12 protein-coding genes and 1 riboswitch are annotated in these 13,795 nt (G+C 37.0%); of the genes, 11 read left to right on the top strand and 1 reads right to left on the bottom strand.

Annotation, left to right across the window (positions count from 1 at the left end; translation table 11 throughout):
- Positions 1-109: 109 nt before the first annotated feature.
- A complete protein-coding gene (locus ACY3XC_RS12480) occupies positions 110-745 on the top strand; it encodes a DNA-3-methyladenine glycosylase (RefSeq protein ID WP_464868820.1) in 636 nt (211 codons plus the stop codon).
- A gap of 123 nt (positions 746-868) precedes the next feature.
- A complete protein-coding gene (locus ACY3XC_RS12475) occupies positions 869-1,378 on the top strand; it encodes a hemerythrin domain-containing protein (RefSeq protein WP_464868819.1) in 510 nt (169 codons plus the stop codon).
- A gap of 101 nt (positions 1,379-1,479) precedes the next feature.
- Here the strand turns inward: ACY3XC_RS12475 and ACY3XC_RS12470 are convergent, their stop codons facing one another.
- Positions 1,480-2,391 carry an AEC family transporter gene (locus ACY3XC_RS12470; RefSeq protein WP_464868818.1) on the bottom strand — a complete coding sequence of 304 codons (912 nt, stop codon included), beginning with the start codon at positions 2,389-2,391 and terminating at the stop codon, positions 1,480-1,482.
- 388 nt (positions 2,392-2,779) lie between these two features.
- Between ACY3XC_RS12470 and ACY3XC_RS12465 the strand changes: the two genes are divergently transcribed.
- The 9 genes from ACY3XC_RS12465 to glgA all read left to right on the top strand — a co-directional run bounded on the left by ACY3XC_RS12465 (position 2,780) and on the right by glgA (position 13,751).
- Positions 2,780-3,997 carry an MFS transporter gene (locus ACY3XC_RS12465; RefSeq protein ID WP_464868817.1) on the top strand — a complete coding sequence of 406 codons (1,218 nt, stop codon included), beginning with the start codon at positions 2,780-2,782 and terminating at the stop codon, positions 3,995-3,997.
- 195 nt (positions 3,998-4,192) lie between these two features.
- Positions 4,193-5,152, top strand: a complete 960-nt coding sequence (locus tag ACY3XC_RS12460; protein WP_179157585.1) for an aldolase catalytic domain-containing protein — start codon at positions 4,193-4,195, stop codon at positions 5,150-5,152.
- A 360-nt stretch (positions 5,153-5,512) separates the two neighbouring features.
- On the top strand, positions 5,513-5,671 hold the full coding sequence (locus tag ACY3XC_RS12455) for a hypothetical protein (RefSeq protein ID WP_464868816.1): 159 nt from the start codon (positions 5,513-5,515) through the stop codon (positions 5,669-5,671).
- A gap of 129 nt (positions 5,672-5,800) precedes the next feature.
- Positions 5,801-5,941, top strand: a riboswitch (cyclic di-AMP (ydaO/yuaA leader).
- Between the two features lie 176 nt (positions 5,942-6,117).
- Positions 6,118-7,605 carry an amino acid permease gene (locus ACY3XC_RS12450; RefSeq protein ID WP_179157586.1) on the top strand — a complete coding sequence of 496 codons (1,488 nt, stop codon included), beginning with the start codon at positions 6,118-6,120 and terminating at the stop codon, positions 7,603-7,605.
- Between the two features lie 231 nt (positions 7,606-7,836).
- On the top strand, positions 7,837-8,103 hold the full coding sequence (locus ACY3XC_RS12445; RefSeq protein WP_464868815.1) for a hypothetical protein: 267 nt from the start codon (positions 7,837-7,839) through the stop codon (positions 8,101-8,103).
- 146 nt (positions 8,104-8,249) lie between these two features.
- Positions 8,250-10,178: a 1,4-alpha-glucan branching enzyme gene (gene glgB, locus ACY3XC_RS12440; RefSeq protein WP_464868814.1), complete on the top strand. Its 1,929-nt coding sequence runs from the start codon at positions 8,250-8,252 to the stop codon at positions 10,176-10,178.
- Entirely contained in the window at positions 10,129-11,256 is a 1,128-nt protein-coding gene (locus ACY3XC_RS12435; RefSeq protein ID WP_464868813.1) for a glucose-1-phosphate adenylyltransferase, read from the top strand. Before glgB ends, ACY3XC_RS12435 begins: the two co-directional genes overlap by 50 nt.
- 32 nt (positions 11,257-11,288) lie before the next feature.
- A complete protein-coding gene (locus ACY3XC_RS12430) occupies positions 11,289-12,305 on the top strand; it encodes a GlgC family sugar phosphate nucleotidyltransferase (RefSeq protein WP_464868812.1) in 1,017 nt (338 codons plus the stop codon).
- 3 nt (positions 12,306-12,308) lie between these two features.
- Positions 12,309-13,751: a glycogen synthase GlgA gene (gene glgA / locus ACY3XC_RS12425; protein WP_464868811.1), complete on the top strand. Its 1,443-nt coding sequence runs from the start codon at positions 12,309-12,311 to the stop codon at positions 13,749-13,751.
- Positions 13,752-13,795: the final 44 nt, after the last annotated feature.

The following is a 13,795-nucleotide window of genomic DNA, read 5'->3' as shown; positions in this document are numbered from 1 at the left end:
AACAATTTCTAGTTATTTTTCTTCGTGAGAATTTCCCACGATACGCATTTTTAATTTTCAGTAATATGGGTAAAACAAGAAGAAAGTAATTATTATGGAGGCATCTATTATGGAAGAATTGCCTAATGAAATCGTTCCATTACCCCGTCAATTTTATGAAAAGCCTACCTTAGAACTGGCAAAGGCGCTGCTCGGATGCCTCCTTGTTAAAGAGACACACCAGGGCATCGCTGCCGGGTATATTGTAGAAACAGAGGCATACATAGGTCCTGGTGATAAGGCAGCGCATAGCTATAACAACAGAAGGACAGCAAGAACAGAAATCATGTTTCATCATTCCGGCCTCGCCTATACATATCTCATGCATACACACTGCCTTTTCAACGTGGTCAGCGGTGGTGAAGAAAAACCTGAAGCTATTTTGGTCCGAGCACTGGAACCTCGGTACGGTATCGATTTTATGAAAACCAGGAGAGGGATTGAAGAATTAAAAAATCTGACAAACGGCCCTGGAAAACTGACAAAGGCATTAGGCATAACAATGGAGGACTATGGCTGCTCACTCACACATCCACCCTTATATTTAGCTAAAGGTTTTTATCCTGAAAGCATATCAGTCGGAAAAAGGATTGGAATTGAGAAAACTGGTGAAGCAAGGGATTACCCTTGGCGATTCTGGGTTACGAATAATCAATTCGTTTCGAGGCATCAAAAGTTCGAATACCAAATCAATTTGAAACCGTGATGATCATCACAAAATTATCGACACTGTTGCGCTATTATTTAATAAGAGTGAATAGATACGACCGTAACCATTAAAAATAGGAATTTTTAGATGAATGGTATGGTTGGAAGAGGGTGCTAAACGGTGGGAAATTCGAACGTTGTATTAAGTGCTCCATTGCAGCAATTAATGGATGAGCATGTGTCGCTCAGGCAAGATATGAATCATTTCTATGAGATCACGGAAGAGATAGAATCTGATTCTGGTCTTGCTGTGGTTCAATTGTTTGCGAAATTGCATGAATTGGTATCAGCTTTTGCTAAAGAGCTGAAGGCGCATTCAAAACGAGAGGATGAAGGGTTGTTCCCTATGATGGCTCGCCGCCTAGGAGAGAATGACAGAACAATTAAGGTAATGGAACAAGAACATGAGAAGGCAGAAGGGCATCTGCAGGATTTTCTAACTGAGGCTGATCAGGCAGGATCATCCATTGATGAAAATGCAGCTCAATGGATTTCAGTATACGCCGTCCAAGCTTATGCTACCTTAACACAACACTTTGCAAAGGAAGAAAAAGTGTTGTTTCCAGTAGCAGAGAAGTTACTATCGGCTGACGAAAAAGAGGAACTTAAAAGACTCTTTCAGGGATGCTAGAGAGAATCCTGGCCAAAAGTATATGTTTATTGGAAAGAAACAAACCACCTAAATATTCTTTTTAAAAGTACACTTAGGTGGTTTGTTTTTAATTCCAAATTTTATAAAATAAAGTTTGCAAAAATATATAAAATAACAATACTTATTATAATCGTTATATTTGACATAGTGGCAATGAAACGGGTGCTGTTGGTGCTATATTTGAATTCTACCGCAAATGTTAAGGCAGATGCAGCAACAGGCAATAATAGTCCAATTAGAATAGTAGATCGAAGCATGATATCGTATGGAAGGATAAAGTATAAGACTAATCCAACGGTAAGACCCAAACCATACCGGAAAGCTAAGAATTTCACCATTGGCTTAATAAACTGTTTGTCAAACTTAAAATTTAAAAAGAGTCCTAGTAGTAATAATGATAACGGTATATTTGCTCCTGAGATTTTACTTGCAACATTAATAAACATATCAGGTAATTGGATATGGCTAAAATTTAAAACACTTGCAATTATATAAGTCATTAAAGGAATGGACCTGCCCAGCTTTTTTAGAATTTCTAGTGGGTTAAGACGAAGACCTTCTTCAGAGAAATAACTTCCTAAAATATACGCAATTCCAAAGACAACGAAGGATGCACCAACATCGAACATACTAAAATAGGTTAATCCATCCATACCCCAAATTGCATAGACTAATGGAAATGCAAATAGGCCGACATTAAATCCGGATGATAGCATCATAAGTGAACCTTTAAGTTCTCTTTCTTCATTTTTAAAAACGAATAAGCCTAGTAAAGCTGTGATGATTCCGTACACGAGGACAATTACTGGTAACAACATTAAAGAAGTTTCTATCTTTACAGAATCGAAAGTTACAAGAACTAAGGCAGGAAGGGTAATTTTAAAAATAATTTTTGAAATCACTTCTCCATCTTTTTCTTGTAGTATATTTATTCGTTTTAATAGATAGCCCAATGCAATGATGATAATAATATAAAGAAATTCCTGATTCATATTTAAATTACGCTCCTCTAAGATGTTTCTAATCTGTATAAAAAAATTGAATATAAAAGTTTAATTCTAATTAAACCATATTTTCAAACATTATAATGCAATTTATGCTTATTTACCCGCAAAGTAATTTGCACCTGTGCGTGTTTTTAATAAGGTATTTAATGTTTTATTATTTTAAAATATTGTCACATTCTTATTAACATGATACTATAAGGTGAAATTAAATCCCTTTAATCTGGTCCAGAGAGTCCAAAAAGGCGAATCAAACTTCATACATAATTTATTATGTCTATGAATGCCTTTTTGTCCTTTGGATGGAAGGGCATTTTATTTTTGACTATTATCTTTTAATCTGAGTCCTGTGAGGCTTGAAAGGAGAACAACAAGAATGGATTATCGTAAAAAAACAGTAGTCGCTTCAGTAGCAGGTTTAACATTAGAGGGCATGGATATTATGTTTATCTCCTTTGCGATGTCGATGATCATTGCGGAGTTTCATATCGATATGGCAGCAGGTGGACTTATTTCTTCCATTACTAATTTAGGAATGCTTGCTGGGGGAGTCATTTTCGGTATTTTAGCAGATAAATTTGGGAGAGTTAGAATTTTCACCTATACAATTCTATTATTTGCCGTCGGAACTGCGTTAACCGGGCTCGCACAAAATATTGAACAAGTATATTTATTTAGGTTTATTGCAGGTTTAGGTGCTGGTGGAGAATACGGTATTGGTATGGCCCTTGTCGCTGAGGCATGGCCAAAGAATAAACAAGGGCGTGCTTCCTCCTACGTCAGTGTCGGCGCTCAATATGGTGTTATCCTTGCCGCTCTTCTTAGTGCGATGATCCTTCCTTCATGGGGATGGAGAGGGTTGTTCTTCGTTGGATTGGCACCGGTCATTTTTGCCTTTATCGTTCGAAAGAAACTAGACGAATCACCGGTATGGGTGGAATCACAAAAGAAAAAGCAACTCGTTCAGAAGCAAGGAAAACTGAAGCAATTGTTTGCTACTCCTAGAATTGCCGTAACGACTGTCGCATTAGCAATAATGGCAACCGTACAAATCGCTGGTTATAATGGTTTAATGATTTGGCTGCCATCTATGCTTCAACAATCCCAAGGACTATCCGTTTCAAGCTCAGCGCTTTGGACGATTAGTACCGCTGCAGGAATGATAGCCGGTATGTTAACATTCGGACAATTTATGGATCGCTTTGGGATGAAACGCTCATATGGAATCTTCTTAGCTGCTTCCGCTGTTGCTGTCTTCTTATATTCCTTTGCTTCAGGCAGCACAGGACTACTAATTGGCGGTGCAATTGTAGGATTCTTCTCGAATGGAATGTTTGCAGGGTATGGAGCATTAATTAGTAAGTATTATTCAGTAGAAATTCGCAGTACAGCAACCAATACGATTTTTAACTTTGGCAGGGCCTTAGGGGGCTTATCTCCTATTTTAGTAGGGTATATTCTGCAGCACTCAAATGTAACGGTAGCAATGACGTACCTAGCACTGCTCTATTGTATCTCCTTTATAGCCATGGTTAGTTTGCGAAAAGTAAAAGGTGAACAAGAAGGAATTAATCCTTTATCTGAAGCAGTGTAAGGTAAATAAAAAGTCATTCTCTCAAACATTCATGTAGGAGGGGATGGCTTTTTATTGTAAAATAAATGAATTTTTGGAAAATAGCATTGACTCGTTCGAATGAAACATGATATAAACACAGTAAGAATTTTAGTACTTTAAAGCATATGAATTACAAATAATGACAAAAAAGGAATTACAGGAGGAATTACTATCATGGGACATCGTAACAAGATAATAGACTGCACCATTCGAGATGGAGGCTTAGTTAACAATTGGGATTTCAGTGTCGAATTTGTTCAAGACTTATATAATGGTTTAAGTGCAGCTGGTGTTGAATACATGGAGATTGGTTACAAAAACTCCCCGAAACTACTCAATGCGACTGAGCCAAATCCATGGAGATTTCTAGATGATAACTTCTTGAAAGAAATCTTCCCTGAGAAAAAATTTACGAAGTTTTCTGCTCTAGTGGATATTGGCCGTGTAGATCCAAATGACATTTTACCACGTGAACAAAGTGTTTTAGATATGATCCGAGTGGCATGCTATATTCGTGAAGTAGATAAAGGGTTAGAGCTTGTACAAATGTTTCATGATTTGGGTTATGAGACTTCCCTTAATATTATGGCTTTATCAAGTGTACCTGAAAAGCAGCTTACGAAAGCATTTGATATGGTGAGGGAAAGTCCTGTCGATGTTGTATATATTGTCGATTCCTTCGGAAGCTTGGACCCTGCGGATATTGAACACCAAGTGAAAAGATTCCAAGAGCTAATTCCTAACAAACAGCTTGGAATCCATACGCATAATAACATGCAGTTAGCATTCGCCAATACATTAGCGGCATTGCAAAACGGAGTTACATACCTGGATTCGTCTGTTTATGGCATGGGTCGTGCTGCTGGTAATTGTAACACAGAACTACTTGTTAGCTACATTCAAAAACCAAGCTATGAACTTAAGCCAGTACTTGAAGTGATTGAAAAGCACATGTTAGACATGCGTCAAAAGTGGGAGTGGGGTTATATTATTCCGTATATGATTTCTGGTGTTCTTAATGAACATCCCCGTGTCGCCATGGCTTACCGCGATAGCGACAATCGTGATAAATTCGTCGATTTTTATGATAAGGTAACATCCCCCGAAGCCTCCATTGCAACAGCAATGAAATAGGTAAGATTGAAAAAAGTACCTCTCTTGAGAGGTGCTTTTTTTGTCTTACCTAAAGACCGTATAACATGCAATTGTAAGGTAGCAAAAAATCTTTGCGTGAACACCTTTTTAAACATTGCTATGCAAAATATTTTGGCATAGGCAAAGAAATTTTGCGGTAATTCCATTTAAAAGAATTATAAAATCTATATTTCTAATGGAAATCATCTTGGCACACTTATTGCATTATAAAAGAACAAGATATAAAACAATATTATGTTGTCAATGGTGAAAATCAGTAAAAGAAAAAACTGATTCTATTTATCAGTAATTTTCAGAAGGTTCAGTTTTAAAAATAAAAAAATGAAGTGAGGAATAATTATGTGGGTCATTACGGTGCATTTAGAAAAGAATATTCAAATGTTTGAGTTCGATAATCAAGAGGAAGCAAGAGCCACTTACAAGAGTATAAAAGGGTGTAAATATCTCAGTGAAGTGATTTACTATAATGATTTTGATATAGTTGAATCACATTATTAATCCGATTTTTCCAATTTTCAGAAGTATTGACAGTGTATATAGGGGAGTTTAGATTATTTTATATTTTTGAAAAAAAGTATTTTACTTTTCTTAAGATAACAACTATTATAATATTGAAAATAGTTTCAAATTTCTAAATCGCTGAAACCATTTAGGCACGGGGGAACCATATGGATTTAATCAATCCAAGGGGTGAATCCTTTTTAAGGTAGGGCTACTCAGTAGGCCCGAATCCGACAGCTAACCTCGTAAGCGTTTATGAGAAGGAAGATGGAACTTGTGACACGATTATTTAGTGTCTACAAGTCTATTTCTCATGACTTGTAGACACTTTTTTTATTTCTTAAATAGATTTTCTACTCCTAGGGGGATTATTTATTTTCAAAAGGTAATAGCCTACATATGTTTGAAACCGCTTTCTATAAAAAATGAAAGGACTGAAGCAAATGTTACCAGAACGTGAAGTAGAAATATTCCAGCAATCTGTAGATCGACAAAATGAACAGACATTAAAACGCGAGTTAAAATCTAGGCATTTAACAATGATTTCAATCGGAGGGGCAATTGGTACTGGACTGTTCCTTAGCAGCGGGACAGCAATCAGCACAGCCGGCCCTGGAGGAGCTTTACTTGCATATACCATAGTTGGCGCAATGGTCTTTTTTATCATGACGAGTTTAGGGGAAATGGCTGCATTTATGCCAGTTAGTGGTTCATTTAGTACATATGGGACAAAATTTGTAGACCCAGCATTTGGTTTTGCGATTGGATGGACCTACTGGTTTAGCTGGGCGATGACCATTGCTGCTGAATTAGCCGCCTCAACCATGATCATGAAATTTTGGTTTCCGGATAGTCCTTCCTGGGTATGGAGTGCATCATTTTTAGTACTTATATTTCTATTAAACTATTTATCTGTTAAGGGATATGGGGAAGGGGAATATTGGCTATCCTTAATTAAAGTATCAGCGATTGTACTATTTATTATTGTTGGTGTTCTGATGATTTTCGGCATTATGGGAGGAGAAGCAGTAGGGTTTAAAAACTTTACAGTGGATAATGCTCCTTTTTCAGGTGGTATTTTAAGTGTTTTTGTTATATTTATTGCAGCAGGTTTTTCTTTCCAAGGTACGGAAATTGTGGGCGTTACGGCAGGAGAAAGTGAGGATCCAGCCAAAAATGTACCAAAGGCAATTAAAAGTGTTTTCTGGAGAATCCTGATTTTTTATATTTTGGCGATTGCTGTTATTGGGCTTCTTATTCCATATACCAATCCGAATTTACAAAATGATAATGTGATGGTAAGTCCATTTACCCTTATTTTTGAAAAGGCTGGGATTGCCTTTGCAGCTTCAATTATGAATGCGGTTATTTTAACTGCGGTATTATCAGCGGGTAATTCTAGTTTATATGCTTCAACACGCATGTTGTATTCGATGGCGAAGTCGGGACAAGCACCTAGGATTTTTGGACAACTTAACAACCGTGGAGTTCCCGTTGCAGGTATTATTCTAACCTGTGCTATAGGTGCGCTTGCCTTTTTGGCTTCCTTCTTCGGTGATGGTATGGTCTATATATGGTTAATGAATGCAATCAGTATAACAGGATTTATTTTCTGGCTAGGTATTTCCATCAGTCATTATCGATTCCGAAAAGCTCTTATCGCTCAAGGGCATTCTCTAGACAAGTTACCATATAAGGCAAAATGGTTTCCGATTGGACCAATTTTCGCGATTGCTTGTGGAATTATCGTAATAGTAGCTCAAAATTTCCAAGCCTTTCTTGCCGACCAGATTGATTGGGGCGGAGTTGTAGCAGCTTACTTAGGTATTCCGTTCTTCCTTAGTTTATATTTTGGATATAAATTGATTAAGAAAACGAAAGTGGTTAAACTTGAGGAAGTTGAGTTTGACTTTGATAAAAAATATCATTAGACGATAACGTGGTTATTGTTGAAGATGGAGAGAATATTCAGGCTCTTGGGAATGGTCCCAAGAGCCTGTTTCATTAGGAACACATTCATTAATAATTACAAAAAAGTATCTTTCTATTTTTGGGTAGTGAAATTCGAGATTTCTAGTTCTTATATCTTACTTATACTAATTTCCAAGAGTTGTATGTTATAATTCTATCAAATCAGACTATTAAAGCAAGGAGTGAAAATAATGATAATTCGAAGTAAAGCGGATGTGGAGCAGTTTTGCGAGAGGTTTGGTGAGCTGGCAAGTTGGGATGGTTCGAAGTACTACATTGCCGTACAAGATGAAGTAAACAGCGGTACCCTTACATTTATGCAATATCCAGATGGCACACTGACTGCACATCGGAAATATCAAACGTTTTGGGACATACATGAGCTTCCGGTTGATAGTAAAGATATATGGCGGTATAGGAAAGTTTTAAATCGTTACTTGAAAAATATTAATAATTAGGGAAGGTGACTCTTTTTTCGGGGTCGCTTTTTTCATTTTTTTATAATGATATTGTCAAAGTAATTTTATGCATTAAACCATACATTTTAGAAAAACTAACAGATAGTCTAGATATTATGGAAGAGCAGTTTAAAGAGGTGAGACTAGTGGTTGTAACACATCCGACAGAGTATGAAGTATATCTTTTTCACGAAGGAAGTTTGTTTGAGAGTTATAAAGTTTTTGGAGCTCATTCTGAAACCCAAGAAGGAGAAAAAGGCACTCGCTTTACTGTTTGGGCTCCCCATGCGACCCAATTACATGTTGTCGGGGATTTCAATAAATGGGATGGTAGTAATCATGAAATGACGAAACTTAATAAACAAGGAATATGGTCACTTTTTATTCCAGGGCTGCTAGAAAATGATATTTACAAGTATCAAATTAAAACAGCTGCCGGAGACACCATCCTAAAATCAGATCCGTATGCATTTTATTCAGAAGTAAGGCCAAATACCGCGTCTATTATCTATGACCTGGAAGGATACATTTGGCAGGATCATAAATGGTATCAAAATAAAAAAAAGAAAACGGTGTATGAAGAACCGCTTGCCATTTATGAGGTACATTTAGGCTCTTGGAAGAAAAAGGGTGAAGAAGAGTTTTATACATATAGGGAGCTAGCAGATGAACTGATTCCATACGTACTTGAACATCACTTTACACACATTGAACTTTTGCCTCTAGTTGAACATCCTTATGACCGTTCTTGGGGATATCAAGGAACTGGATACTATTCTGCAACAAGTCGATATGGTACCCCGCACGATTTAATGTATTTTATTGACCAATGTCACCAAAGTGGAATAGGTGTTATTCTGGATTGGGTTCCGGGACATTTCTGTAAGGATGCCCATGGTTTGTATATGTTTGATGGACTGACTACTTATGAATATGAAGATGTTTACGTAAAAGAAAATCCGATATGGGGTACAGCGAATTTTGATTTGGGAAAAGGTGAAGTGCAAAGCTTTTTAATATCTAACGCCTTATTCTGGATCAAATACTATCATATTGATGGATTTCGTGTTGATGCGGTTGCCAACATGCTTTACTGGCAAGCCGGGGGGGAATCTCAAAAGAATGAATATGCCGTTAGCTTCTTAAGAAAGCTGAATGAGGTTGTGTTTGAAGCCGAACCTAATCTGCTCATGATAGCTGAGGATTCGACCGATTGGCCGCTTGTGACAAGACCCACCTCTGAAGGCGGTTTAGGCTTTAACTATAAATGGAACATGGGTTGGATGAACGATATTTTGAAATATATGGAAGCAGAACCGCAGAACAGAAAGTATTTGCATGATAGAGTAACCTTCTCCATACTGTATGCTTTTACAGAAAACTTCGTCTTACCTTTATCGCATGATGAAGTAGTTCATGGGAAAAAGTCACTGCTAAATAAAATGCCAGGAGATTATTGGCGAAAATTTGCACAGCTGCGTCTTTTGTTCGGGTACCTAATGACACACCCTGGTAAAAAGCTATTATTTATGGGTGGAGAGTTTGGTCAGTTTGATGAATGGAAGGATTTAGAGGATTTAGATTGGGAGTTACAGGATTTTGAGATGCATCGCATCTTGCATGATTACTTTAAAGAATTGATGCAGCTATATAACCGTTCGAAAGCGTTGTGGGAGCTTGACCATACCCACGAAGGCTTTGAATGGATTGATGCAGATAATAAAGATCAAAGTATATTCTCGTTTATAAGAAAAGACAAAAATGAAGACCCGCTTATTATCGTGTGTAATTTTACAGAGTTCGTTTATGAGAACTACAAAGTTGGGGTACCTTCTCACGCTTTTTACAATGAAATTTTTAATAGTGATCGTATTCAATACGGTGGTTCTGGTCAGGTGAATAATAAGAAAATGAAAGTGATTGAAGAGCCCTTTCACAACCAGTTATGTCATCTCGAAATGACGATCCCGCCTTTTGGGATGTCCATCTTACGACCAGTTAAAACTAGAAAGGGGACAAATAGCAATGGTACAAAAAAAGTGCGTAGCAATGTTACTAGCAGGAGGACAAGGTAGCCGTCTCGGTGCTCTTACTAGATATATTGCAAAGCCGGCCGTTTCATTCGGCGGCAAATATCGAATAATAGATTTTCCATTAAGTAATTGTACAAACTCTGGAATTGAAACTGTAGGTGTGTTAACACAGTATCAACCTCTGGTTTTACACTCTTATATTGGGATCGGTGCTGCTTGGGATTTAGATAGAAGTAATGGCGGAGTCACCGTATTGCCTCCGTATGCGGAAACCTCTGGCGTTAAATGGTATAAAGGCACTGCCAGCGCGATTTACGAAAATATTAATTACATAAAGCAATACAATCCAGAATACGTACTGATTCTTTCTGGTGACCACATTTACAAGATGGATTATTCTAAAATGCTTGATTATCATATTGAAAAGGATGCAGATGTCAGCATCTCTGTTATAGAGGTACCTTGGGAAGAAGCAAGCCGTTTTGGAATTATGAATACTAACATGAACTTAGATATTATCGAATTTGAGGAAAAACCAAAATCACCAAAAAGTAATTTGGCTTCTATGGGAATTTATATTTTTAATTGGTCCGTTTTAAGAACGTTTTTAGAAATAGACGATAATAATCCAGAATCCTCCAATGATTTTGGGAAGGATATTATTCCATTATTACTGGAAGAAAATAAAAAGGTGGTTGCGTATCCATTCAAGGGATACTGGAAGGACGTAGGTACTGTAAAAAGTTTATGGGAAGCAAATATGGATTTATTAACAGAAGAAACAGAACTAGATCTTTATGACCGAAATTGGAGAATTTACTCTGTAAATCCGAACCAGCCGCCGCAATATATATCACCCACTGCTCAAGTAGAAGAGTCACTAATTAATGAAGGCTGTATAGTAAAAGGAAACATAAAGCATTCTGTTCTATTCCAAGGCGTAACGGTCGAAGAAGGAAGTGTGATTCAGGACTCCGTTATCATGCCCAATGCTCGAATCGGAAAAAATGTAATAATTGAGAAGGCGATCATCGCTGAAGGAATGGTGGTCGAGGATAATGCCATGATTCGTCCTGAAAAGAAAAAGGATGATGTCATTCTGGTTGCGAAGGAAGATTAGCGCAAAAACTGACAGGAAAGGAATAAGATACTATGCCGCAATCAATGCTAGGAATTATCAATGCTACCCATGAGTTAGACACCTTTCAAAATTTAACAGCTCATCGTTCCATAGCTGCACTTCCTTTTGCAGGACGATATCGTTTGATCGATTTTATGTTATCGAATATGGTGAATTCAGGGATCACGAGTGTGGCTATTTTCACCGGTCATGGGGTAAGGTCACTTATGGACCATTTAGGATGTGGAAAGCAATGGGACTTGGATAGAAAACGTGATGGACTATTCGTATTCACACCTGATGGCAAATCTAAAAACGAGTCATTTGGGTCCTTCGCACATTTAGCTAAGAATATCACCTTTTTCTTACGCAGCAGGCAAAAATACGTTGTGATTACAAATTGCAATATTATTGGGACTATAAATTTCAATTCTGTTTTGGTTCATCATATTGAAACAGATGCGAATATTACAGAGATCGTTCATAATGGAGAATCGCTCCATACCTATATTTTAGAAAAAGAATTATTGCTCACTTTATTTGAGCAATACAAAGATCAAGGCTATTACAGTATTTTAGATGTCGTAAATGAGCAACTTGATAAATTTAAAGTTGAAAAGTATGAATGGAAGGAATATAGTGCAACTATAGACTCTCTCGATAGTTACTATAAACATAGCATGGATATGCTTACGGCAGCGGCATATTATCATGTATTTACGAAAAACGAGCCAATCTTCACAAAGGTAAAAGATGAACCTCCAACACGATATAAAACCGGTGCCAAAGTTTCAAATTCTTTGATTGCAAATGGCTGCATGATTCAAGGTGAAGTGGAGAATTGCATTATTTCCCGTGCGGTTAAAATCGGGAAGGGCGCTATTATTCGTAACTCCATTATTATGCAAAAAACACAAATTGAAGATAATTGTGTACTCGATGGAGTCATCATTGATAAGGATGTTAAAATTGAAAGTGGTGTTAAATTAACAGGAACAAGAGAAAACCCTTATGTGGTAGAAAAAGGGACAGTACAAAAGGGGCGCTGAGAAGTGAAAGTTTTATTTGCCGTATCTGAGTGTGTTCCGTTTGTGAAAACAGGTGGCCTTGCGGACGTAGCGGGCGCACTTCCTAAAGAGTTAAAAAAGTTAGGTACAGAAGTTCATGTAATGTTACCGAATTACAGTTTAATTTCTGATGAGTTTAAACAATCTTTCCAATTTAAAACATCCATTGAAGTACAGGTAGGATCAATGAATCAATATTGTGGCATCTTTAATATGGAACTTGATGGAATTACCTACCATTTTATTGATAACGAATATTATTTTCATCGGAGTTCATTGTATGGACAAGACGATGATGGAGAACGATTTTCGTTTTTCTCAAAAGCAGTACTCGAGTGTATACCACATCTAGATTTTATTCCTGATGTGATTCATTCTCATGACTGGCATACAGCCATGGTGAACTTTTTATTAAAGTTCCAGTATCGTCATATACCAATGTATGAAAAAATAAAAACCGTATTTACGATTCATAATTTGCAATTCCAAGGTATCTTCCCATTTGAGAAAATTAGTGAACTGTTACAAGTAGATCCTCAATATTTTAACATGGAACAGCTCGAATTTTATGGAAATGTTAACTTTATGAAAGGTGGTATCGTTTCATCTGATCGTGTAACAACCGTCAGCCCGACCTATAAAGAGGAAATTCAATTTCCTTATTTTGGCGAAAGGCTTGATGGACTATTACGAAAGCACAGCGATAAACTCATAGGAATTGTAAATGGTATAGATGATTCAGTTTATAATCCAAGAATTGATCGAGATATCGCTGTTTCTTATGACCTTGATACCATAGAAGGAAAACTAGAAAATAAGAAAGTTTTACAACACTATTTCGGATTGCCCGAAAAAGATAGCACACCCATAATTGCAATGGTAACACGCTTAACACCGCAAAAAGGTTTAGACTTAGTCCTGCATGTATTTCACGAGATGATTCAGGATGATGTACAATTCATCTTGCTTGGTTCTGGTGACCTTCATTTTGAAAACTTCTTTAATCAAATGGCCCAAGAATACCCGGATAAAGTGAAAGTATTCATTGGTTTTAATGAGGCGTTAGCCCATCAAATTTATGCAGGGGCAGATTTGTTTTTAATGCCTTCGCAGTTTGAACCATGTGGGTTAGGACAGCTTATTGCCTTGCAGTATGGAACAATACCCATCGTGAGAGAAACAGGCGGATTAAATGATACCGTTCAATCTTATGATGAATCAACTCATATTGGTAATGGATTTTCTTTTAAGAATTTGAACGCCCATGATTTGCTGCATACCGTCAGAAGAGCCTTAGATTTTTATCATCAAAATGAAAATTGGAGCCGCTTAATACAAAATGCAATGACTCAAGATTATAGTTGGTTACAGTCTGCGAAGAAATATAATGAAATATACGAGGAACTGCTTGAAGGCACAGTAGAATAAAGGATCCTTGCTATCATTCAAAAGGGGAAGATGTAAGTACATTT

The sequence above is a fragment of the Bacillus sp. CZDM1 genome (assembly GCF_055502545.1).
This window is presented reverse-complemented; position numbering and strand designations above follow the sequence as displayed.

Coding starts and splice junctions, on each gene's coding strand:
- ACY3XC_RS12430 (WP_464868812.1), top strand. CDS start 11,289: ATGCCGCAATCAATGCTAGGAATTATCAATGCTACCCATGAGTTAGAC.
- ACY3XC_RS12470 (WP_464868818.1), bottom strand. CDS start 2,391: ATGAATCAGGAATTTCTTTATATTATTATCATCATTGCATTGGGCTAT.
- ACY3XC_RS12455 (WP_464868816.1), top strand. CDS start 5,513: ATGTGGGTCATTACGGTGCATTTAGAAAAGAATATTCAAATGTTTGAG.
- ACY3XC_RS12465 (WP_464868817.1), top strand. CDS start 2,780: ATGGATTATCGTAAAAAAACAGTAGTCGCTTCAGTAGCAGGTTTAACA.
- ACY3XC_RS12450 (WP_179157586.1), top strand. CDS start 6,118: ATGTTACCAGAACGTGAAGTAGAAATATTCCAGCAATCTGTAGATCGA.
- ACY3XC_RS12460 (WP_179157585.1), top strand. CDS start 4,193: ATGGGACATCGTAACAAGATAATAGACTGCACCATTCGAGATGGAGGC.
- ACY3XC_RS12445 (WP_464868815.1), top strand. CDS start 7,837: ATGATAATTCGAAGTAAAGCGGATGTGGAGCAGTTTTGCGAGAGGTTT.
- ACY3XC_RS12480 (WP_464868820.1), top strand. CDS start 110: ATGGAAGAATTGCCTAATGAAATCGTTCCATTACCCCGTCAATTTTAT.
- ACY3XC_RS12435 (WP_464868813.1), top strand. CDS start 10,129: ATGGTACAAAAAAAGTGCGTAGCAATGTTACTAGCAGGAGGACAAGGT.